Below are 20,751 nucleotides of genomic sequence, written 5' to 3' on the forward strand. Positions count from 1 at the left end.
GCTTCGACGCGAGCGGGCGCCGATGGCTTGCCCTGCCGGAAGATAGATCCAGGCGCCGAAAGGCCGTCAGCGCGCCGTCTCCGGGTATTTCATGTAACCGGTCTCCAAAGCCACGGCCCAGTCGGCGAAGCCGCAGCTGCGCGCCAGTTGCGCCATGGGGCGGTGGTCGTAGGGCACGCTGATGAGCGCGACGCTAAAGCCCTGTGCCGTGCGCTCGGCAAGGGCGTAGCGTGCGTCGGGCGCGCCGGTTTCGATGCGGTGCAGGCAGGGGCTGTCGTCCTCGAACGCGGGCAGGCCCACGCTGCCGGGGTTGACGATCCATTGTCCCGCCGCCGTGCGCACCGCGCGCGGAAAGTGCGTATGGCCGCAGGCGATGAACGCGGCGCGCTCCTCGGCCAGCCGCTGCGCGATTTCGCTCTGGCTGGCGAGTCGCACGGCGCCGCCGGGCAGCACGGTTTCGAGCAGGTAGCTGCAGTTGTGCTGCGGTGTGGCGTGGCAGAAGAACAGGTCTGCTTCGCGCAGCGTTGCGGGCAGCGTGCGCAGCCAGGCGAGCTCCTGCGCGCCGAGCTGCGCATGGGCGCAGGCGTCGGGCGGGGCGAGCTGCGCCGGGCTTTGTTCGATCAGGTTGCGGTCGTGGTTGCCCGCCACCGTGGGCCAGTCCTGGGCCTGCAGGAACTGCGCCGTCTCGCGTGCGAGCAAGGGGCCGGACAGGCTGTCGCCCAGGTTCACCACCAGGTCGGCGCCGCGGCGGCGCAGGTCGGCGTGCACGGCCTCGAGCGCGGGCAGGTTGCCGTGGATGTCGGACACGAGGGCGATGCGGGTGCTGGGCATGGGCGGGCTCCTGCAGTCTCGGTGATGGCGGGGCGGGGTGAGGCGGGGGATGGTGTCAGTCGGATAACGTCATGCGGCTGGTGTCATGCGGCTTGGGCGTGCTTGTCCGCCTCGGAGGTGAAGGCGTCGGCGTAAAACGCCTCGGGCGGCAGGCCGCGCTCGGCGCAGTAGGCAGTGCGCGCCGACTCGACCACGACGGGCGCGCCGCAGGCATAGACCTGGTGTCCCGAGAGGTCGGCAAAGTCGTCGAGCACGGCCTGGTGCACGAAGCCGGTGCGGCCGCTCCAGCCGTCTTCGGGCGGCGCGTCCGAAACCACGGGCACGTAGCGCAGCTGCGGCATTTCGGCCTGGCGCGCGCGCACCCAGTCGTCGAGGTACAAATCGACCGGCCGGCGCCCGCCCCAGTAGAGCGTGACGGGGCGCGTGCTGCCCTGGTGTTGCAATTGTTCGATGATGGCCTTGATGGGCGCAAAGCCCGTGCCCGAGGCCAGCAGGATGATGGGTTTGCCGGAATCCTCGCGCAGGTAAAAGCTGCCGAACGGCCCCTCGGCGCGCAGGATGTCTTTTTCTTTGAGGGTGTGAAAGACCTGCTCGGTGAAGTGGCCGCCGGGCATGAGGCGGATGTGCAGCTCCACGTGCGGCGGCGTGCCCAGCGTGTGCGGCGCGTTTGCCATCGAGTACGCGCGGCGCAGGCCTCCGGGCAGCAGAAATTCGAGGTACTGGCCTGCGTGGTAGCGCAGCGGCTCGGCCGCGGGCAGCTGCAGGCGCAGCAGCATCACGTCGGGCGATTTTTTCTCGAGCGCGGCCACGCGCACGGGCATTTTCTTGACCGGAAAGGCGCTTTCGTCGGTGACCTGGCGCGACTCCAGCACCACGTCGCTGCGCGGCTGCGCGCAGCAGGTCAGGACGAAGCCTGCGGCCTCTTCGGCGGCGCTCAGGGCCTTGTCCTGGTGCGGGCCATGCACGACGCTGCCGCTGAGCTTTTTGCATTTGCACGAGCCGCAGGCGCCGTCCTTGCAGCCGTAGGGCAGGCCCACGCCGGCGCGGATCGCGGCGTTCAGGAGGGATTCGTCCGTCTGCGCGGAAAAGCGCCGGCCGCTGGGTTGCACGGTGATCTGGTATGAGGCTGGGGTCGTCATGATGTGGGGTGATCCTCGGGAACAATATGCCCAACAGGGCGACGGGGCAAGATTGTGCCGTGGCCTCTCCAAATTTGACTTTTTCCTGCTGATCACCGCTGCCATGCAAAGACTTGCCGTTCCACGCCCCATGGGCGCGCTGCCCGCGCGTTTTCGCCGTGCGCGGCTGTTGATCGTGGGCTGTGGCGACGTGGGTCTGCGCGTGGTGCGTGCCTTGCGCAGTGAGGTGGTCGGCGCGCAGCGGGGCACGACGCCGCAGGCCGGGGCGCCGCGCCTGCGTGTGCTGGCGCTGACCTCGAGCGCGCAGCGCGTGGCCGAGCTGCGCGCGCAAGGCATCACGCCCTTGCTCGGCAACCTCGACGCGCCGGCCACGCTGCGCCGCCTCGCGGGCCTGGCCACGCACGTGCTGCACCTCGCGCCGCCGCCTGCCGAGGGTGCGGCGGCATGGTGGAGCGATCCGCGCACCGAGGCCTTGGTGCGCGTGCTGCGGCTGCGCACGCCGCCGCGGGCGCTCGTCTATGCCTCGACGAGCGGCGTGTACGGCGACTGCGCGGGAGCCTGGGTGCGCGAGACGCGCCCGCTGGCGCCGGCCACGGCGCGCGCGCAGCGCCGCGCGAATGCCGAGCGTGCGGTGCGCCACCTGGGCCGCGCGGGGGTGCGCACGAGCATTTTGCGTATTCCGGGCATCTACGCCCCCGATCGCGCAGGCGGCACGCCCGAGGCACGGCTGCGCAAGGGCACGCCCGCGCTCGCGCCGCAGGATGACGTGTTCACCAACCACATCCACGCCGACGACCTCGCGCGCGCCTGCCTCGCGGCGCTATGGCGCGGCAGGCCGCAGCGCGCCTACCATGTGTGCGACCTGCAGCCGATGAAGATGGGCGACTATTTCGACCTTGCCGCAGATCTGTACGGCCTGCCGCGCCCACCGCGCTTGGCGCGCAGTGCGGCGCAGGAACAGCTATCAGCGCTGCTGCTGAGCTTCATGAGCGAATCGCGCCGCCTCGAAAACCGGCGCCTGCTGCACGAGCTGCGCCTGCGCCTGCGCTATCCCAGCGTGGCCGAGGGTTTGCGCGGCGGGTAGCGGCAGTGGGCGTGCTGACGGCAGGCGCATTTTTTCGAGATTTGGTGCCGTTTTGTGCGTCAAGCCTTATCTGTATTGCGCAAGAAGCTTCGTTATCAGTAGCATCAACGCGGTACCGGATACACGTTGCCTTTGCCGTCCCAGCAGCGGAACACGTCGCATTGGAAGGCTCCGCCGGGTTTTTGCGGCGGCGTTGGCGATGGCTCTGGGTGGTTGGGTCGATAACCTGGGCGGCGCTGCGGCACGACGATCACCGGCGGCACGCTGGGTTCGGGGCGCAGGGCGCGCGCCTTTTCCACTTCGGCGTAGCCCTCGGGGCCTAGGCAGTCCAAGTCCATCTGGCGCTGCGCGGCTTCGAGGCGCGCCTGGTCTTCGTAAGTGCTGCCCAGGCTGCTGGCCAGCACGTCGAGGTTGCGCCGCGAGCGTGCGCAGGCTGCCGAATGGGCGTAGTCGTGCGCGCTGGGCCTGGCGGCTTGCGCGGCGCGCTCGCGCTCACGTTCTTGCAGGGCCTTTTGCCGCTCCTCCTGGGCCTGGGCGGCGGATTCGAGCTGCAACTGCTGCTGTTTGCGCTGCAGCGCCTCGGCGGCCTGGGCGCGCTCGCGCGCGATCTCTTCGGGCGTCTTGCGCGGCTCCACCTCGCGCACGCTGCTGCCGCTGGGGCAGACGTCGTTGGTGTAGGTGACGGCGCCCGTGCGCGCATCGGTGCAGCGCAGCACCTGGGCGTGTGCGGTAGCCAGTGGCAGCAGGGCCGCCGCAAAGGCCAGCGCGAAACCAAGATACGCCGTGCGTGCCGCACCTGCAAGCGGCTGTGGCAGTGTGCGCGCAGGAGGCCGGGAAAGTGGCATGCTCAAGGCCGGAGAGTGGACTCTGCGGTTATTCTGTGCGCGCCTCAGCAGCTTGCGGTGATCACGCGGCGTATGGCTTGTGCCAACTCCTGCGCAGCGAACTTTGCCACATAGCCATCCGCGCCCACACTGCGCACGTGGTCTTCGTTGGCCGAGCCCGACAGCGAGGAGTGGATGAGCACGGGCAGGCCGGCAAAGCGCGGGTCCTGCTTGATGTTGCGCGTGAGCGTGAAGCCGTCCATCTCGGGCATTTCGAGGTCGGTGAGCACCAGCGCCACCTTGTCGCGCACGCTCTTGCCTTCGGCGGCGGCGCTTTGGGCGATGGCGTTGAGCCGATCCCAGGCTTCCTTGCCCGATTTGGTGATCTCGCAAGGGGCGTGCAGCAGTTGCAGCTCCTGCTCGATCAGCGAGCGTGCGACGAAGGAGTCGTCCGCTGCGAGCACGATGGCTCCGGGCGGCAGTTGCAGCCGCTCGCCCACCTGGTTGGGGTCCACGTCTGCCGTCGCGCCGGGCGAGACCATCTGCAGGATCGCTTCGACGTCGAGCACCTGCGCCAGGCGTGAACCATCCTTGTTGCCGTCGAGCCGCGCGATGCTGGTCACGAGCTTGCCCGCGGCGCCGCTGGCCTCGGCCGAAAGCACCTGCTTCCAGTCGAGGCGCACGATGTCTTCGACCGATTCGACGGCGAAGGCCTGCGTGCTGCGCGCGTATTCGGTCACGAGCAGGATGTTGAGCTTTTCCGGCGTGCAGCCGACGAGGGCGGGCAGGTCGTACACGGGAATGACCTGGCCGCGCAGGTTCACCACGCCCAGCGCGTAGGGCGAGGCCCCGGCGATCGGCGTGATCTCCGGCATGGCCACGATCTCGCGGATTTTGAAGACGTTGATGCCGAACAGCTCCGACTGGCCGAGCACCTTGTCCTTGCCCAGCTTGAACAGCAACAGCTCGAACTGGTTCGAGCTGGTCAGGTGGGTGCGCTCGTCGACTTCCTGTTGCACGGTTTTCATGGCGGTCCTTCGCGGAATGGATCACACATTGAAACAAATGTGTGCCGGAGTGCGATTCTAGTGTGCGTGCGGGCCTGCACCCATGAGAAGCTTCTCTTTCAGTAGCTGCTCATGGTGGTTGAATAAGGGCCTGGAGCCAAAAAGATGCTGAAACCAGAAGATGTAGTGCAGCCTATGGGCGTCCCGCAGGTTCAGTTCGCGAACGCCGCAATGCCCGTTTGCGCGCGGCCCAGGATCAGCGCGTGGATGTCGTGCGTGCCTTCGTAGGTGTTGACCACTTCGAGGTTCACGAGGTGGCGTGCCACGCCGAATTCGTCGCTGATGCCGTTGCCGCCGAGCATGTCGCGAGCCAGGCGTGCGATGTCCAGCGCCTTGCCGCAGTTGTTGCGCTTGATGATGGAGGTGGCCTCGACCGAGGCCGTGCCTTCGTCCTTCATGCGGCCCATGCGCAGGCAGGCTTGCAGGCCCAGGGCAATCTCGGTCTGCATGTCGGCGAGCTTTTTCTGGATCAGCTGGTTGGCCGCGAGCGGGCGGCCGAACTGCTTGCGGTCCAGCGTGTATTGGCGTGCCGTGTGCCAGCAGAACTCGGCCGCGCCCAGCGCGCCCCAGGCGATACCGTAGCGTGCGCTGTTGAGGCAGGTGAACGGCCCTTTGAGGCCCTGTACGGTGGGGAAGGCGTTTTCTTCGGGCACGAACACGTCGTCCATGAGAATCTCGCCCGTGACCGAGGTGCGCAGCCCCACCTTGCCATGGATCGCGGGCGCGCTCAGGCCCTTGAATCCTTTTTCGAGCACAAAGCCGCGGATCGGGCCCACGGCGCCGCTTTCGCTCACCTCCTTGGCCCAGACCACGAACACGTCGGCCACGGGGCTGTTCGTGATCCACATCTTGCTGCCCTTGAGGCGATAGCCACCCGCGACCTTGGTCGCGCGCGTGGCCATGCTGCCGGGGTCGGAGCCATGGTCGGGCTCGGTCAGGCCGAAGCAGCCAATCCACTCACCGCACGCGAGCTTGGGCAGGTATTTCTGCTTTTGCGCCTCGGTGCCGAATTCGTCAATGGGCACCATCACGAGCGAGCTTTGCACGCTGGCCATGGAGCGGTAGCCCGAGTCGATGCGCTCGATTTCGCGTGCGATCAGGCCGTAGGCCACGTAATTCAGCCCCGGCCCGCCATACTGCTCTGGGATGGTGGGGCCGAGCAGGCCGACCTCGCCCATCTCGCGGAAGATGCTGGTGTCCATTTTTTCGTGCCGGAAGGCGTCGCGCACGCGCGGCGCGAGCCTGTCGCGGCAGTACGCCGCGGCGGCGTCGCGCACCATGCGCTCGTCGGCGCTCAGTTGCTGGTCGAGCAAGAAGGGGTCGTCCCAGTGAAAGGGGGCGTGGGCCATGGGGTCTCCGGGGGATGTAGAAAAAGAAAAAAGGTTTTGTGCGCATTGCGCATGCCATGTGGACGGCGCGCCGCAGCATGCCCATGGTAGGCGCATGAAGCTGATGGGGCAAGCGCAATCTTGGCATGCAGATATGCTGTTTGTGAACTTATGAAATACTCGCCGCATGCGCCGCCACCTGCCCTCGACCCAAGCGCTGGCCTGTTTCGAGGCCGCCGCGCGCCACGAAAGCTACACGCGCGCGGCGCAGGAGCTCGCGCTCACGCAAAGCGCGGTGTCGCGCCAGATCGCCGCGCTGGAAGACTTCGTCGGCGTGGCGCTGTTTCGGCGCACACGCCATGGCGTGGTGCTCACGCCCGCGGGCACGCACTATGCGCGCCAGGTGGCGCGCTGGCTGCAGGGGCTGGAGCGCGACACGCTGGACCTGATGGCGCACCAGGGCGCGGGCGGCACGCTGGCGCTCGCGGCCGTGCCCACTTTTGCCACGCGCTGGTTGATTCCGCGCCTGCCGCAGCTCGCGCAGCAGCACCCCGACATCGTGGTGCACATAGACACGCGCACACGCCCTTTTCTGTTTGCCGACACCGCCTTCGACGCCGCGCTGTATGCCGGCACGCCCGAGCAGGTCGCCAACTGGCCTGGCATCACGGCGCATTGGCTCATGGACGAAGACGTGCTGCCCGTGTGCAGCCCGCACCTGCTCGAAGCCGCGGCGCAGCGTGACCCGGGGCGCGCCTACCAGCCGGTGGCCGCACACGTGCTGGCGCAACTGCCACTGCTGCAGCAAAGCACGCGCCCCGCCGGCTGGCGCCGCTGGTTCGAAGCCATGGCCGTGGATGCGCCGCATGCGCTCGACGGGCCGCGCTACGAACTTTTTTCCATGCTGGCCGTCGCTGCGGCGCAGGGCCTGGGCGTGGCGCTGATCCCCCCGCTGCTCATAGAGGCCGAGCTCGCGCGCGGCGAACTCGTGGTGGCCTGCGCCCAGCCGCTGCGCGCCGAGCGCAGCTACTACCTGATCCATCCGGCCCAGGCGCCTTCGACGGCCCTGGCGGCCTTCATCCAGTGGCTGCAAGCCATGGCGGCGCAGTGGCGCGCGCAGGGCTAGCGAGTTGCCAAGGGGCAGGCTGGGGCACAAAAAAATGCCGACAAAATTAAGCCCTAAAATCGCCGTCCCGGCATGGGCCGCTTGCCGCTGTGGGTTGAACCCAGATTGTCCATTAGGCGGTGCTTCGCACCTACGCGGGTGCTGGCGGACGTCTGGCGGTCATTTTGGCCGCTGCTTCGTTGTTCGTGGCACCACCACGAACTCCTCAGCAGCAACCAAACTGCCTCGCCAGCCGCCTCGCCATCATCCCGCGTCCTCATGGACAATCTGGGTTTAAGGCACTTGCAAACCCCGGCTTGCGGCGTTGCCCGAAACCCCTATTCAATACCGGCCGCCTCGTATTTTTGCCCCACGCAGATGCAGCGGCCCCGTGCGCATGGCCACCAACTTCCTCACCAAAATCTTCGGCAGCCGCAACGACCGGCTCCTCAAGCAATACCGCAAGACGGTTGCGCGCATCAACGCGCTGGAGCCCGAGCTCGAGAAATTGTCGGACGAGGCCTTGCGCGCCAAGACGCAGGAGTTCCGCGAGCGCTTCGCGCGCGGTGCCTCGCTCGACGAGCTGCTGCCCGAAGCCTTTGCCGTGGTGCGCGAGGGCTCTAAGCGCGTGATGAAGATGCGCCACTTCGACGTGCAGCTGCTCGGCGGCATGGCGCTGCACAACGGCAAGATCGCCGAAATGCGCACGGGCGAGGGCAAGACCCTCACGGCCACGCTGGCCGTGTACCTGAACGCGCTGACCGGCAAGGGCGTGCACGTGGTCACCGTGAACGACTACCTTGCGCAGCGCGACGCGCAGTGGATGGGGCGGCTGTACGAGTTTTTGGGCCTGAGCGTGGGCATCAACCTGCCGCACCTGCCGCGCGAGGAAAAGCAGGCTGCCTACCGCGCCGACATCACCTACGGCACGAACAACGAATACGGCTTCGACTACCTGCGCGACAACATGGTCTATGAGGCGCACGACCGCGTGCAGCGCGGCCTGCATTACGCCATCGTCGACGAGGTGGACTCGATCCTGATCGACGAAGCGCGCACGCCGCTCATCATCAGCGGCCAGGCCGAAGACCACACGGCGCTGTACCGCGCGATGAACGAGATCGCGCCGCTGCTGGTGCGCCAGGAGGGCGAGGAAGACCCGCGCACCGGCGAGGGCGTGATCAAGCCGGGCGACTTCACCGTCGATGAAAAATCGCGCCAGGTGTACCTGACCGAGCAGGGCCACGAGACGGCCGAGCGCATTCTGGCCAGCCGCGGACTGATCGCCGAGGGTGCGTCGCTCTACGACCCGGCCAACATCACGCTGATGCACCATTTGTACGCGGCCTTGCGTGCACACCATCTCTACCACCGCGACCAGCACTACGTGGTGCAAAACGGCGAAGTCACCATCGTCGATGAATTCACGGGCCGCCTGATGCAAGGCCGGCGCTGGAGCGAGGGTCTGCACCAGGCGGTGGAGGCCAAGGAAGGCGTGAACATCCAGGCGGAAAACCAGACGCTGGCGTCGATCACCTTCCAGAACTACTTCCGCCTGTACGAAAAGCTCGCGGGCATGACCGGCACGGCCGACACCGAGGCCTACGAGTTCCAGGAGATCTACGGCCTCGAGACCGTGATCATCCCGCCCAACAGGCCAAGCCGGCGCGAAGACCAGCTCGACCGCGTCTATAAAACCACGCGCGAAAAATACGCCGCGGCCATCGCGGACATCCGCGCCTGCCACGAGCGCGGCCAGCCCGTGCTCGTGGGCACGACCTCGATCGAAAACTCCGAACTCATCGCCGAGCTGCTCAAGAAAGAGGGCCTGCCGCACCAGGTGCTCAACGCCAAGCAGCACGCGCGCGAGGCCGAGATCATCGCCCAGGCGGGGCGCCCCGGCATGATCACCATCGCCACCAACATGGCCGGGCGCGGCACCGACATCGTGCTCGGCGGCAACATCGAAAAAATGGTCGCGGCCATAGAAGCCGACCCAGCGCTCGACGAAGCCACGCGCCAGCAGCGCATCGCGCAGCTGCGCGCCGACTGGCAGCGCGACCACGACAAGGTCAAGGAGCTCGGCGGCCTGCGCATCATCGCCACCGAGCGCCACGAAAGCCGCCGCATCGACAACCAGCTGCGCGGCCGCTCGGGGCGCCAGGGTGACCCCGGCTCGTCGCGCTTTTACCTGAGCCTGGACGACGCGCTGATGCGCATTTTCGCGGGCGAGCGCGTCAAGGCCATCATGGAGCGGCTCAAGATGCCCGACGGCGAGGCGATCGAGGCCGGCATCGTCACGCGCAGCATCGAATCAGCGCAGCGCAAGGTCGAGGCGCGCAACTTCGACATGCGCAAGCAGCTGCTCGAATACGACGACGTGGCCAACGACCAGCGCAAGGTGATTTACCAGCAGCGCAACGAAATCCTCGACGCTGCCGACCTCTCCGACGTGATCCGCGCCATGCGCGAGGACTGCTTCACCGAGCTCGTGCGCCAGTACGTGCCCGCCGATTCGGTCGAAGAGCAGTGGGACTTGCCGGGCCTCGAAAAAGCGCTCACGCAGGAGTGGCAGCTGCCGCTCGCGCTGCAGCAGGAAGTGGCGCAGTCCGAGGCCATCACCGACGAGGACATCCTCGAAAAAGTGCTGCAGGCCGCGCACGCGGCGTTCGACGCCAAGGTCGAGCAGATCGGGCGCGAAAACTTCACGCAGTTCGAGCGCATGGTGCTGCTGCAAAGCCTGGACTCGAACTGGCGCGACCACCTCGCGGCGCTCGACTACCTGCGCCAGGGCATCCACCTGCGCGGCTATGCGCAAAAGCAGCCCAAGCAGGAATACAAGCGCGAGGCTTTCGAGCTGTTCCGCCAGATGCTCGAGCAGGTCAAGAACGAGGTCACGAAAACGCTCATGACCGTGCAGGTGCAGTCGCGCAGCGAGCTCGACGCCGCCGCAGAGGAGCTCGAAAGCCGCGGTGAGCACATCGCCAACGTCACCTACACCGCGCCCACCGAAACCGGCGCGGTCGAGGTCACGCAAGAGACGCCGGCAGCAAGCGCGCCGCTCACGCTGCCGCCGGGCGTGCGCGTGGGGCGCAACGACCCCTGCCCCTGCGGCAGCGGCAAGAAATACAAGCAGTGCCACGGCAAGCTGAGCTGAGCTGAGCGCGTCCGCATGGCTGGTTGCAGCGGCGCGGCGTGCAGTGTTTTTCCAGCGTTTTTGAAGAAAGAGGAGCCCCCATGCCCGTGAACCTTCAGCCCCCCATCGCCGCCGAGCTGCAGCCCATCGCGGGCGTGCGCATCGGCGTGGCCGAAGCCGGCATCCGCAAGGCCGCGCGCAAGGACCTCACGCTGTTCCTGCTCGACGAGGGCACGAGCGTCGCGGGCGTGTTCACGCAAAACCGCTTTTGCGCCGCGCCCGTGCAGATCAGCCGGGCGCACCTTGCGGGCGGGCAACCGATCCGCGCGCTGCTCATCAACACCGGCAACGCCAACGCGGGCACGGGCGCCGACGGCATGGTGCGCGCGCAGGCCACGTGCATCGCACTCGCTCGGCTGCTGGACATTGCACCTGCGCAGGTGCTGCCTTTTTCCACGGGCGTGATCATGGAGCCGCTGCCGCACGAGCGCCTCATCGCGGCGCTGCCCGCGGCGCTCGCCGACGCGGCGCCAGGCCACTGGGCGCGCGCCGCCGAAGGCATCATGACCACGGACACCGTGCCCAAGGCCTTCAGCACGCAGCTGCGCCTGGGCGCGGCCACGGTGTCGGTCACGGGCATCAGCAAAGGCGCGGGCATGATCCGCCCGAACATGGCGACCATGCTGGGCTTTCTGGCGACCGACGCCTGCATCGCACCGGCGCTGCTGCCCAAAATCGCGCACGCGCTCGCCGAGGCCTCGTTCAACCGCATCACCATAGACGGCGACACCTCGACCAACGACTCCTTCATCGTGCTGGCCACCAACAAGGCGCAGCACACGCCCATCACCTCGCTAGAGAGCGCCGAGGGGCAGGCGCTTTTCGCCGCGCTGCGCGAGGTGGCGCAAAAGCTCGCGCAGGCCATCGTGCGCGACGGTGAGGGCGCGACCAAGTTCATCACGGTGCGCGTCGAAGGCGGGCGCGACGCTGAGGAATGCCGCAAGGTGGCGTACGCGATCGCGCATTCGCCGCTGGTCAAGACGGCGTTCTACGCGAGCGACCCGAACCTGGGCCGCATCCTCGCGGCCGTGGGCTACGCGGGCATTGCCGACCTCGACCAGGGCGGCATAGACCTGTACCTCGACGACGTGCACGTGGCCCAGCAGGGCGGGCGCCACCCCGACTACCGCGAGGAGGACGGCCAGCGCGTGATGCAGCAAAGCGAAATCACCGTGCGCGTGCGGCTCGGGCGCGGCACGGCGGCCGAGACGGTCTGGACCTGCGACCTGAGCCACGAATACGTGAGCATCAACGCCGACTACCGTTCTTGAAATTGCTATATTTTAAATAGCTGCTTGCGCTTGAACCATAAGCGCGAGTGTAGTGTTTGATGCTTGATGCGACCAATAAAGCCGATGGATTTTTGGTCTGGGCAAGGCGCAAACCGCAGCGATACCGGGTGGTATCGCGAGGATTTGCAACGCGGCCCAGGCCGAAAAGACGCGGTTTTATGTCGCAGATAGCGTCGAACACTACACTGGAGGCCAAAATGAATCCAAATTTCGAGCATCTGCTCGTGCGCGCCGAACAGCTTATTGCCCGCATAGAGTCCATTCTTCCCCAGCCCCTTTCGGCCCCCGATTGGGGCGCCGCTATCGCCTGGCGCTACCGCAAGCGCAGCAACGGCCACGGCGTGCTCGAGCCGGTGCGCCACGTCGCGGCGATGCGCCTGTCCGATCTGCAGGAAATCGACGCGCAGAAAGAAAAAATCGTGCGCAACACCGAACAGTTCGTGCAGGGCCGGCCCGCGAACAACGTGCTGCTCACGGGCGCGCGCGGCACGGGCAAGTCTTCGCTCGTCAAGGCCTGCCTGAACGCTTTTGCCGCGCAGGGCCTGCGCCTGATCGAGATGGACAAGAGCGACCTGCCCGACCTGCCCGACATCGTCGAGGTGGTGGCCGCGCGCCCCGAGAAGTTCATCGTCTTTTGCGACGACCTGAGCTTCGAGGAGGGCGAGCCCGGCTACAAGGCGCTCAAGTCGATCCTGGACGGCTCGGTGGCCGCGGCCACGCCCAACGTGCTGATCTACGCAACCAGCAACCGCCGCCACCTGCTGCCCGAATACATGAAGGAAAACCTCAGCTACCAGCACGGCGAGGACGGCGAGGTGCACCCCGGCGAGGTGGTCGAGGAAAAAATCTCGCTCTCCGAGCGCTTCGGCCTGTGGGTGAGCTTTTACCCCTTCAGCCAGGACGAATACCTGGTCATCGTGCGCCAGTGGCTCGCGGCGCTCGGGGTGCCGGAGTCGGCCATAGAGGCCGCACGCGCCGAGGCGCTGGTGTGGGCGCTGGAGCGTGGCTCGCGCAGCGGGCGCGTGGCCTACCAGTTTGCGCGCGATTTTGCGGGCCGCCATGGTGTCAGCAATGCCTGAGCCTGAGCCGGCGCCGCAGCCCCCAGCCCCAGCGGAGGGCGCGGCGCAAAACAGGCCGCAAGAGCCGCAACGCGCGCACACCGAAGTCGCCGTGGGCATCTTGCTGCGGGGCGACGGCGCGCTGCTGCTGGCCACGCGCCCGCCCGGCAAGCCCTATGCGGGCTATTGGGAGTTTCCGGGCGGCAAGATCGAAGCAGGCGAGACCGTCGAGCAGGCGCTGCGGCGCGAGCTGCACGAGGAGCTGGGCATCACCATAGGCCCGGCGAGCGTCTGGCGCGTGACCGAGCACGACTACCCGCACGCACTCGTGCGCCTGCACTGGTGCAAGGTGTACCGCTGGAGCGGCGACTTCGAGATGCGCGAGGGCCAGACCATGGCCTGGCAGCACTTTCCTCTGCAGGTCAGCCCGGTGCTGCCGGGCGCGTACCCGGTGCTCGACTGGCTCGAACAGGAATGGCGGCTAGCAGGCTGTCGGACTTTAGGCGTCGATAGCGAGAAGGTGCCCCAGCGAGACCAGTTTTAGCCGGATTCGCCGCCCCATAGTGCTGCTATGGGGCAAGAAGCCGGTAAAAAATGGGCCGCTGCGGCGCATTCGCAGCCGACGATTCCAAAGTCCGACAGGCTGCTAGGGCGCGCACAGGCCTCACATAAGCCATAGACCCAAGACGAACACCAGGGTGTGCCCCAGTACGCCGGCCGCCACCGCCAGCGCGTAGCGGGGGCCGCCGCTGGCCAGCGCCATCCCGCTCTTGCTCAGTGCATGCACCAGCATGGCCGCCATCAGGGTGCGCGCGACCAGGGGCGCCGCGGGCGTACCGGGGGCGCCGTGCGCGAGCAGCGCGGCAATGACCGAGTGCACGTCGGCGAGCGCCGCGAGCAGGGCGCCGGTCATCATGCCTGCGTCGCCCAGCCACAGGCCCAGACCATAGACGCCGGCCTGCACGGCCGTGAGCAGCACGGCGATGACCAGCGCGTCGCGCAGGCGGAACATGGGCGTGTCGGCAGGCATTTGCGCGGCCGGTTTTTCGCTGACGTCTGCCAGGCCCGTGTGCGCCAGCCAGCTGCCGTACACACCGGCCACCAGCGCCGAAGCCAGCGCCGGCGCCGCCAACTGCGCCAGCCAGGCCGGCTGAATGGTCGCGGCCACGGCCAGCATCTGCAGCATGGTGGCCACGCACGAGAGCACCGCGCCGCCCGCCTGCGCGCGCAGCGTGCCGCGCCCTGCGCGCAGCTCCAGCCCCAGATTCGCGATGGTGGCCGTGCTCGAGACGAAGCCCGAAGCCAGCGCCGACAGGGCCAGCGCCTGGCGCGCCTGCAGCAGCCGCCGCCCCAGGTGCGCGAGCGACTGGATCAAAAGCAGCACCACGAGCAGGCGCACGAGCAGCTGCGGGTTCAGCACCTCGCCCCACAGCGGCCGGTCGGGCATCAGTGGCGCGACGATGAGGATCAAGGCAGCCAGGATCAGGCCGCCGCGCACCTCGCCGGGCTGCAGCCAGGTGTTGGCGAAGCTGTGCAGGCGCTCGCGCGCGGCAAGCAAGCCCGTGGCGGCCACGGCCAGCGCCGCGGCCAGCAGCTGGTCCTGCGTGCACATGGCGCCGATCACGTAGGCGAGAAAGAGGGCGATTTCGGTGGTCACGCCCGGGTCGCCCGAGCGGTCCTTGGCATAGGCCGTGGCGCCCAGAATTGCCATGAACAGCGCCCCCACGGCCAGCAATGCCGGCATGGCCAGGATGGCGGTCGCCGCGCCGGCCAGGGCCGCCAGCGTGAACGAGCGCACGCCGGCGAGCGCGCGGTGCGGCCCGGTGCCTTTGCGCCGCTCGCGCTCTATGCCCATGAGCAAACCGCAGCCAAACGCGCTCGCCAGCGCCGCCCAGGCCGAAGTCAGGCTGTTCGAAGTCTCCATCACCATTTGCCTTTCATCTCAACCCGCGGCACCGCCCCATGCACGCACGGAACGGCGCCGCGGGCGTGGACAATACCACCATGTTTGAACCTCCCGCCTTCATCGCCCCCACCCGCCACACCGACCCGGCCGCCGCGCTCGCGCAGGTGCAGCAGATCTACCAACAGCAGATCGACCACCTGCGCGCCGCCATGGCGCGCTTCGTGGCCGGCGAAACGCCACCGCAGCCCGTGCGCGCCTGCTACCCCTTCGTGCGCCTGCACGTGGACACGGTGGCGCGCGCCGACAGCAAGCTCGCGTACGGCTTCGTCGAAGGGCCGGGGCATTACGAAACCACGCTCACGCGCCCCGACCTGTTTGCGCGCTACTACCTCGAGCAGTTCCAGCTGCTGCGCCAGAGCCACGGCGTGGCGCTCGAAGTGGGCACGAGCACGCAGCCCATCCCCGTGCACTTTTCGTTCGCCGAAGACGATTATTTTGAAGGCGCGCTGAGCCCTGAACGCCGCCTGCGCATGCGCGACCTGTTCGACCTGCCCGACCTTGCGGCCATGGACGACGGCATCGCCAACGGCACTTGTGAGCCCGTGCCCGGCGAGGCCAGGCCGCTCGCGCTCTTCACCGCGCCGCGCGTGGACTACTCGCTGCACCGCCTGCGTCACTACACGGGCACGCTGCCCGAGTGGTTCCAGAACTTCGTGCTGTTCACCAACTACCAGTTCTACATCGACGAATTCATCCGCCTCGGGCACGCCGAAATGGCGCGGCCCGACAGCGGCTACTGCGCCTTCGTCGAGCCCGGCAACGTGGTCACACGCCGCGTGGGCCTGCCGCCCGAGCCCGGTGACGAGCGCGGCGCCGCGCCGCCGCGCCTGCCGCAAATGCCCGCCTACCACCTGGTGCGCGCCGACGGCAGCGGCATCACCATGGTCAACATTGGCGTGGGCCCGGCCAACGCCAAGACCATCACCGACCACATCGCCGTGCTGCGCCCGCACGCCTGGATGATGCTGGGCCACTGTGCGGGCCTGCGCAACAGCCAGCAGCTGGGCGACTACGTGCTCGCCCACGCCTACGTGCGCGAAGACCACGTGCTCGACGAAGACCTGCCGCTGTGGGTGCCGATCCCGGCGCTCGCCGAGATTCAGGTCGCGCTCGAGCAGGCCGTGGCCGAAGTCACGCAGGTGCACGGCGCCGACCTCAAGCGCATCATGCGCACTGGCACCGTGGCCAGCACCGACAACCGCAACTGGGAGCTGCTGCCCGGCAACACGCCGCAGCGCCGCTTCAGCCAGAGCCGCGCCGTCGCGCTCGACATGGAAAGCGCCACCATCGCCGCGAACGGCTTTCGCTTCCGCGTACCCTACGGCACGCTGCTGTGCGTGAGCGACAAGCCGCTGCACGGCGAAATCAAGCTCCCCGGCATGGCCAACCAGTTCTACCGCGAGCGCGTCGATCAGCACCTGCGCATAGGCATGCACGCCATCGACATCCTGCGCGCCGCCGGCGTGCAGCGCCTGCACAGCCGCAAGCTGCGCAGCTTTGCCGAAGTAGCGTTTCAGTGAGGGCGTGTGGGCTAGTGCAGTGTTCGACGCACTCTGCGACATAAAACCGCGTCTTTTCGGCCCGGGCCGCGTTGCAAATCCTCGCGATACCACCCGGTATCGCTGCGGTTTGCGCCTTGCCCAGACCAAAAATCCATCGGTTTTATTAGTCGCATCAAGCATCAAACACTGCACTAGGAGCCTGTCGGACTTTGGGCGTCGAAAGCGAGAATCCGCCCCAGCGAGGCCAGTTTTTGCCGGATTCGCCGCCCCATAGTGGTGCTATGGGGCAAGAAGCCGGTAAAAAATGGGCCGCTGCGGCGCATTCGCAGCCGACGATTCCAAAGTCGGACAGGCTCCTGGTGCAGTGTTCGACGCTCTCTGCGACATCAACCCAGATCGTCCATGAGGCGGTGCTGCGCACCTTCGCGGGCGCTGGCGGGCGCCCGCCGGTCATTTTGGTCGCGGCTTCGGCGCTCATGGCTGCGGGCATGGGCTTCTCACCCGCGACCAAACTGCCACGCCAGCCGCCTCGCCATCAACCCGCGCCCTAATGAACAATCTGGGTTGAACCGTTGGTCGCCGCCATGCGCGTGCTGCGCCGGATGCGTTGGATGAAAGCATGTGCCAGGGCTTGCACCGCGCAGGCGCTGGCCGCGCCCACGCACCAGGCGGCCAGTACGTCCGAGGGGAAGTGCAAACCCAGCGCGATGCGGCTCCAGCTGAGCAGCAGGGCCGCACCGAGCAGCAAGGCGCGCATGGCCCACGGCATGGGCGCCAGACAAGCCGAAGCCGCAAACGCCATCGCCATGGCCGCGTGCGAGCTCGGAAAGCCGGCGGATTTGCCATGCGGCAGCCATTGGATGCCCAGGCCCAGCGTGAAGGGACGGGGGATTTGCACCGCTTGCTTGATCCAATGGGCCAGCAGCACGGCCAGCGCGATGCTGGCCAAAACCCTCCAGGCCTGCCCGCGCCAACCTTGGCGCCCGACCAGGGCCACGGTGAGCGACGTGGCGACGAGCCAGTGGGGCAGATACTGCGTGGCAAAGAGCGCAAGATTCAACACCGACGAGGGCGTTTGGGGCCCCAGGTTGAGCCACAGAAAGACGGTTTGGTCCAGGGCGGTCATGAAAGCTGCTCCTCGGATTCGTTGCGCGGAAATCGCATCGCGCGCAATCTAGCCGCAAACTGCTTTCAGTTTTCTTTCAGTTCGCAGTCCGTGGTCTGGGGAAAACCCTGAGTCTTGCGCCAGGATTTGTGACGCCGGTCAAGTAAAAAAAGGAGCAAGGGCGCAAAATCGCCCGCTTTTCTTTTGACCGGGAGCCTCGCTTCGGCCTGCGCTGCTGAATGTCTCATCCACCCATGTCTGCTGCATCCTCACGCGCGCCTTTGATCGACGTGCTCAAGGGCCTTGCCTGTTTGCTCATCGTCGCCCACCACCTCGCGTTTTACGGCCCCATGTCGGACATTGCCGAGCCGCTCGCGCCGCGCTTGCTGGCCTGGCTTTCCAGCCATGGGCGCATGGCCGTACAGGTGTTTTTGGTGTTGGGCGGCTATCTGGCTGCGGCCAGCCTCGCGCCACAAGGCGTGGCGCGATTTACAAGTGCCTGGCAGCAGGTGGCGCGCCGTTTCGGGCGGCTGGTCGTGCCTTACGCCGTGGCCTTGCTCGCCACGGTGCTCGTGTCGGCGCTGGTGCGGCCGTGGCTGGAGCACCATTCGGTGCCCGCCGAGCCCGATCTTGCGCAGTTGCTTGCCAACGCTTTGCTGCTGCAGGATGTCCTGGGCTATGAGGCGCTCTCGGCCGGCGTGTGGTACGTGGCCATCGATTTTCAGCTCTTTGCATTGGCGGTGCTGCTGTTTGCCGTCGTGCGCGCCTGGGCCGGGCGCAACGGGCGGATCGATGCGGCGCGCTGCGGGCAGGCAGCGGTGGTAGCGGGCGTGGCGGTGTCGCTGCTGGTCTTCAACCGCCTGCCGCAGCTCGACGCCTGGGCGGTGTATTTCTGGGGCGCTTACGGCCTGGGGATGATGGCCTACTGGGCCGCACATGCGCCGCGCGTGCGGCCCTGGCTGTTCATGATGGCGGCGCTGGGTGTGGCTGCGTTGGGGGTGGAATTTCGCCCGCGCATCGCAGTGGCTTTGGTTACGGCACTGGCGCTCGCAGGGGCCATGCGCACGCCGGCTTTGCGCCAGTGGCAAGGTGTGCCGGCCCTGAACCGGATCGGGCAAATGTCGTACTCGGTTTTTTTGCTGCACTTTGCCGTGTGCCTCGCCGTGAACGCCGTCGTGACCACGCTGTGGCCCGATGCGCCCGGCTGGAATGCGCTGGGCATGCTGCTGGCCGTGCTGCTGTCGCTCGCGGCGGGGCGATTGATGTACGAGCGCATCGAAAAGCAGAGCATCTCGTGGCCGGCGATCCTGCGTTGGCAGGCGGGTTTGCTGGGCGTGGGGTGGCTGGCGTCGTTCGCGGGGAATTTCGGCTGATGGGGGCCGGCTCAGCGATGTAACTCGCCCGCGCGCTCCGGCTGATAGACGACTTCTTGCACGCGCACCGTCATCGTTTTGCCGCCGGGCCCGGGCCAGGTCAGCTCGTCGCCCACGGAAAGGCCGAGCAAGGCAGCGCCTACGGGGGCAAGAATGGAAATGCGATCCGCGCTGCCGTCCATGTCACGCGGGTAAACGAGCGTGAGACAAAACTCCTTGCCTGTTTCGGCAATCGCAAAGCGCACGGTGGAATTCATGGTGACGACGGTGGGAGGGATGGCCTGCGGCGCCACCACATCGGCGCGATCGAGCTCGGCTTGCAATTCCGCCTTGCCGGGAAAGACGCTTGCAGGCAAGGCAGCCAAAACAGCTTCGATGCGCTCCAAGTCCAGAGACGACAGGATGATTTGCGGTTTGCTGCGTGCCATGGTTTCGTTGACCTCCTCGTGATGCGGACAAACAGAGGGCGGCACTGTAGTCGATCGTGAATCTCGCACCGCAGCATGCGGTCATCGCAGCAGGGTTGCTGTATATTCATACAGCATGCAACCCGAAGATCGCATCGACGAACGCGCTGACGAACCTGCGCCGCTAGCAGCCTGTCGGACTTTGGGCGTCGAAAGCGAGAATGTGCCCCAGCGAGGCCAGTTTTTGCCGGATTCGCAGCCCCATAGTGGTGCTATGGGGCAAGAAGACGGTGAAAAATGGGCCGCTGCGGCGCATTCGCAGCCGACGATTCCAAAGTCCGACAGGCTGCTAGTACGCGTGCCGCTGCAGGCGGTGCGCGGGCGCGGGGCGGCGAGCCGCATTGCGCACCGCTTTGCGCGCGACACGCGCGATCGGCTCGCGGGGGCGGACGATGGTTGGCCCGGCGATGCGCATGAAGCAGATAGCGAAGACGCGCAGGCGGCGCCACCCGCGACCGAGGTGCTGCACGAGAGCGCGCGCAGCGCCTTGTGCCGCAACGATTCGCCAGACATTCCCTTCATCTACTCGGTCAACCCCTACCGCGGCTGCGAGCACGGCTGCATCTACTGCTACGCGCGGCCCACGCACAGCTACCTGAACCTCTCGCCGGGGCTGGACTTCGAGACGCGCATCGTCGCCAAGACCAACATCGCCGCAGTGCTGCGAGGCGAGCTCGCGCGCCCCGGCCATGTGCCCAGCGCGCTGAGCCTCGGTTCGGCCACCGATTGCTACCAGCCCGTGGAGCGCACGCTGCGGCTCACGCGCGGCTTGATAGCGGTGCTGCGCGAGGCGCGCCACCCGTTCGGCCTCATCACCAAGAGCAGCGGTGTGGAGCGCGACATCGACTTGCTCGCGCCGCTGGCCGAGCGGCGCCTCGTGGCGGTGTATGTGACGCTGACCACGCTGGACGCGGACCTTGCGCGCCGGCTCGAGCCGCGTGCCGCAGCACCGCACCGGCGCCTGCGTACCATTGCCACCCTGGCCGCGGCGGGTATCCCGGTGGGCGTGAGCGTGGCGCCGCAGATACCGTTTTTGAACGAAGACATGGAGCAGGTGCTCGACGCCGCCTATGCAGCCGGGGCGCGCAGCGCTTTTTATAGCGTGCTGCGCCTGCCCTGGGAGCTCGACGCGCTGTTTCGCGAGTGGCTGGAGCTGCACTACCCGCAGCGCGCGGCGCGCATCATGGCGCGCGTGCAAGACCTGCACGGCATCAGCGCCGAAGCACGTCGAGAGGGCAAAAGTTACGCCGGCGGCTTTGCCACGCGCATGCACGGCAGCGGCCACTGGGGCGATCTGCTGCGCCAGCGCTTTGCGCTCGCGTGCCGGCGCCTGGGCTTGAACCGCACGCCGCTCGAGCTCGACTACAGCCAGTTCCGCCCGGCGCTCGCGCGCGGGCAGGGGTGTTTGTTTTGA

18 protein-coding genes are annotated in these 20,751 nt (G+C 67.3%); 10 read left to right on the forward strand and 8 right to left on the reverse strand.

Annotation, left to right across the window (positions count from 1 at the left end):
• Positions 1–66: 66 nt before the first annotated feature.
• The gene (locus PYV55_RS05445; RefSeq protein ID WP_275849665.1) at positions 67–831 is read right to left on the reverse strand and encodes a metallophosphoesterase family protein; all 765 of its coding nucleotides are present in this window, start codon (positions 829–831) and stop codon (positions 67–69) included.
• An 83-nt stretch (positions 832–914) separates the two neighbouring features.
• A complete protein-coding gene (locus PYV55_RS05450) occupies positions 915–1,970 on the reverse strand; it encodes a CDP-6-deoxy-delta-3,4-glucoseen reductase (RefSeq protein WP_275849666.1) in 1,056 nt (351 codons plus the stop codon).
• A 103-nt stretch (positions 1,971–2,073) separates the two neighbouring features.
• Between PYV55_RS05450 and PYV55_RS05455 the strand changes: the two genes are divergently transcribed.
• On the forward strand, positions 2,074–3,054 hold the full coding sequence (locus tag PYV55_RS05455; protein ID WP_275849667.1) for an NAD-dependent epimerase/dehydratase family protein: 981 nt from the start codon (positions 2,074–2,076) through the stop codon (positions 3,052–3,054).
• Positions 3,055–3,158: 104 nt separating this feature from the next.
• Here the strand turns inward: PYV55_RS05455 and PYV55_RS05460 are convergent, their stop codons facing one another.
• From PYV55_RS05460 to PYV55_RS05470, 3 genes are all read right to left on the reverse strand, one after another.
• Positions 3,159–3,899 carry a DUF4124 domain-containing protein gene (locus tag PYV55_RS05460; RefSeq protein ID WP_275849668.1) on the reverse strand — a complete coding sequence of 247 codons (741 nt, stop codon included), beginning with the start codon at positions 3,897–3,899 and terminating at the stop codon, positions 3,159–3,161.
• 44 nt (positions 3,900–3,943) lie between these two features.
• On the reverse strand, positions 3,944–4,906 hold the full coding sequence (locus PYV55_RS05465) for a chemotaxis protein (RefSeq protein ID WP_275849669.1): 963 nt from the start codon (positions 4,904–4,906) through the stop codon (positions 3,944–3,946).
• 191 nt (positions 4,907–5,097) lie between these two features.
• Entirely contained in the window at positions 5,098–6,294 is a 1,197-nt protein-coding gene (locus PYV55_RS05470) for an acyl-CoA dehydrogenase (protein ID WP_275849670.1), read from the reverse strand.
• 166 nt (positions 6,295–6,460) lie between these two features.
• Here PYV55_RS05470 and PYV55_RS05475 point away from each other — a divergent pair, with 166 nt between their 5' ends.
• The 5 genes from PYV55_RS05475 (at position 6,461) to PYV55_RS05495 (ending at position 13,468) form a co-directional block, all read left to right on the forward strand.
• Positions 6,461–7,399 carry a LysR substrate-binding domain-containing protein gene (locus PYV55_RS05475; RefSeq protein ID WP_275849671.1) on the forward strand — a complete coding sequence of 313 codons (939 nt, stop codon included), beginning with the start codon at positions 6,461–6,463 and terminating at the stop codon, positions 7,397–7,399.
• Positions 7,400–7,775: 376 nt separating this feature from the next.
• Positions 7,776–10,535, forward strand: a complete 2,760-nt coding sequence (gene secA, locus PYV55_RS05480) for a preprotein translocase subunit SecA (RefSeq protein ID WP_275849672.1) — start codon at positions 7,776–7,778, stop codon at positions 10,533–10,535.
• Positions 10,536–10,615: 80 nt separating this feature from the next.
• On the forward strand, positions 10,616–11,845 hold the full coding sequence (argJ, locus tag PYV55_RS05485; RefSeq protein ID WP_275849673.1) for a bifunctional glutamate N-acetyltransferase/amino-acid acetyltransferase ArgJ: 1,230 nt from the start codon (positions 10,616–10,618) through the stop codon (positions 11,843–11,845).
• 218 nt (positions 11,846–12,063) lie between these two features.
• Complete coding sequence (locus PYV55_RS05490; RefSeq protein WP_275849674.1) at positions 12,064–12,945, forward strand: ATP-binding protein; 882 nt, start codon at positions 12,064–12,066, stop codon at positions 12,943–12,945.
• Entirely contained in the window at positions 12,938–13,468 is a 531-nt protein-coding gene (locus PYV55_RS05495) for an NUDIX domain-containing protein (protein WP_275849675.1), read from the forward strand. Before PYV55_RS05490 ends, PYV55_RS05495 begins: the two co-directional genes overlap by 8 nt.
• Before the next feature lie 120 nt (positions 13,469–13,588).
• Here the strand turns inward: PYV55_RS05495 and PYV55_RS05500 are convergent, their stop codons facing one another.
• Positions 13,589–14,848: an MgtC/SapB family protein gene (locus PYV55_RS05500; protein ID WP_275849676.1), complete on the reverse strand. Its 1,260-nt coding sequence runs from the start codon at positions 14,846–14,848 to the stop codon at positions 13,589–13,591.
• An 80-nt stretch (positions 14,849–14,928) separates the two neighbouring features.
• Here PYV55_RS05500 and PYV55_RS05505 point away from each other — a divergent pair, with 80 nt between their 5' ends.
• Both PYV55_RS05505 and PYV55_RS05510 read left to right on the forward strand, forming a co-directional pair.
• A complete protein-coding gene (locus PYV55_RS05505) occupies positions 14,929–16,410 on the forward strand; it encodes an AMP nucleosidase (RefSeq protein ID WP_275849677.1) in 1,482 nt (493 codons plus the stop codon).
• A 191-nt stretch (positions 16,411–16,601) separates the two neighbouring features.
• Positions 16,602–16,943 (forward strand): hypothetical protein, encoded by a 342-nt coding sequence (locus PYV55_RS05510; RefSeq protein ID WP_275849678.1) that lies wholly within the window; start codon positions 16,602–16,604, stop codon positions 16,941–16,943.
• On the opposite strand, the gene PYV55_RS05515 is transcribed toward PYV55_RS05510, so the two are convergent.
• Positions 16,940–17,518, reverse strand: coding sequence for a phosphatase PAP2 family protein (locus PYV55_RS05515; RefSeq protein WP_275849679.1), 579 nt, complete (start codon positions 17,516–17,518; stop codon positions 16,940–16,942). The genes PYV55_RS05510 and PYV55_RS05515 overlap by 4 nt on opposite strands.
• Positions 17,519–17,751: 233 nt before the next feature.
• Between PYV55_RS05515 and PYV55_RS05520 the strand changes: the two genes are divergently transcribed.
• Positions 17,752–18,870 carry an acyltransferase family protein gene (locus tag PYV55_RS05520; RefSeq protein ID WP_275849680.1) on the forward strand — a complete coding sequence of 373 codons (1,119 nt, stop codon included), beginning with the start codon at positions 17,752–17,754 and terminating at the stop codon, positions 18,868–18,870.
• A gap of 11 nt (positions 18,871–18,881) precedes the next feature.
• Here PYV55_RS05520 and rnk read toward each other — a convergent pair whose 3' ends face one another.
• The gene (gene rnk, locus PYV55_RS05525; RefSeq protein ID WP_275849681.1) at positions 18,882–19,298 is read right to left on the reverse strand and encodes a nucleoside diphosphate kinase regulator; all 417 of its coding nucleotides are present in this window, start codon (positions 19,296–19,298) and stop codon (positions 18,882–18,884) included.
• 115 nt (positions 19,299–19,413) lie between these two features.
• Between rnk and PYV55_RS05530 the strand changes: the two genes are divergently transcribed.
• The gene (locus PYV55_RS05530) at positions 19,414–20,751 is read left to right on the forward strand and encodes a PA0069 family radical SAM protein (RefSeq protein WP_275849682.1); all 1,338 of its coding nucleotides are present in this window, start codon (positions 19,414–19,416) and stop codon (positions 20,749–20,751) included.

The sequence above is a fragment of the Extensimonas soli genome, from assembly GCF_029211265.1.
GTDB classification, from domain to species: Bacteria; Pseudomonadota; Gammaproteobacteria; order Burkholderiales; family Burkholderiaceae_C; genus Extensimonas; species Extensimonas soli.

Bases quoted from the DNA above. Each gene is read 5' to 3' on its own strand.
- PYV55_RS05490 (WP_275849674.1), top strand. From the start codon at position 12,064: ATGAATCCAAATTTCGAGCATCTGCTCGTGCGCGCCGAACAGCTTATT.
- PYV55_RS05515 (WP_275849679.1), bottom strand. From the start codon at position 17,518: ATGACCGCCCTGGACCAAACCGTCTTTCTGTGGCTCAACCTGGGGCCC.
- PYV55_RS05475 (WP_275849671.1), top strand. From the start codon at position 6,461: ATGCGCCGCCACCTGCCCTCGACCCAAGCGCTGGCCTGTTTCGAGGCC.
- argJ (WP_275849673.1), top strand. From the start codon at position 10,616: ATGCCCGTGAACCTTCAGCCCCCCATCGCCGCCGAGCTGCAGCCCATC.
- PYV55_RS05460 (WP_275849668.1), bottom strand. From the start codon at position 3,899: ATGCCACTTTCCCGGCCTCCTGCGCGCACACTGCCACAGCCGCTTGCA.
- PYV55_RS05530 (WP_275849682.1), top strand. From the start codon at position 19,414: ATGCAACCCGAAGATCGCATCGACGAACGCGCTGACGAACCTGCGCCG.
- PYV55_RS05445 (WP_275849665.1), bottom strand. From the start codon at position 831: ATGCCCAGCACCCGCATCGCCCTCGTGTCCGACATCCACGGCAACCTG.
- PYV55_RS05505 (WP_275849677.1), top strand. From the start codon at position 14,929: ATGTTTGAACCTCCCGCCTTCATCGCCCCCACCCGCCACACCGACCCG.
- secA (WP_275849672.1), top strand. From the start codon at position 7,776: ATGGCCACCAACTTCCTCACCAAAATCTTCGGCAGCCGCAACGACCGG.
- PYV55_RS05495 (WP_275849675.1), top strand. From the start codon at position 12,938: ATGCCTGAGCCTGAGCCGGCGCCGCAGCCCCCAGCCCCAGCGGAGGGC.
- PYV55_RS05455 (WP_275849667.1), top strand. From the start codon at position 2,074: ATGCAAAGACTTGCCGTTCCACGCCCCATGGGCGCGCTGCCCGCGCGT.
- rnk (WP_275849681.1), bottom strand. From the start codon at position 19,298: ATGGCACGCAGCAAACCGCAAATCATCCTGTCGTCTCTGGACTTGGAG.
- PYV55_RS05450 (WP_275849666.1), bottom strand. From the start codon at position 1,970: ATGACGACCCCAGCCTCATACCAGATCACCGTGCAACCCAGCGGCCGG.
- PYV55_RS05500 (WP_275849676.1), bottom strand. From the start codon at position 14,848: ATGGAGACTTCGAACAGCCTGACTTCGGCCTGGGCGGCGCTGGCGAGC.
- PYV55_RS05465 (WP_275849669.1), bottom strand. From the start codon at position 4,906: ATGAAAACCGTGCAACAGGAAGTCGACGAGCGCACCCACCTGACCAGC.
- PYV55_RS05520 (WP_275849680.1), top strand. From the start codon at position 17,752: ATGTCTGCTGCATCCTCACGCGCGCCTTTGATCGACGTGCTCAAGGGC.
- PYV55_RS05470 (WP_275849670.1), bottom strand. From the start codon at position 6,294: ATGGCCCACGCCCCCTTTCACTGGGACGACCCCTTCTTGCTCGACCAG.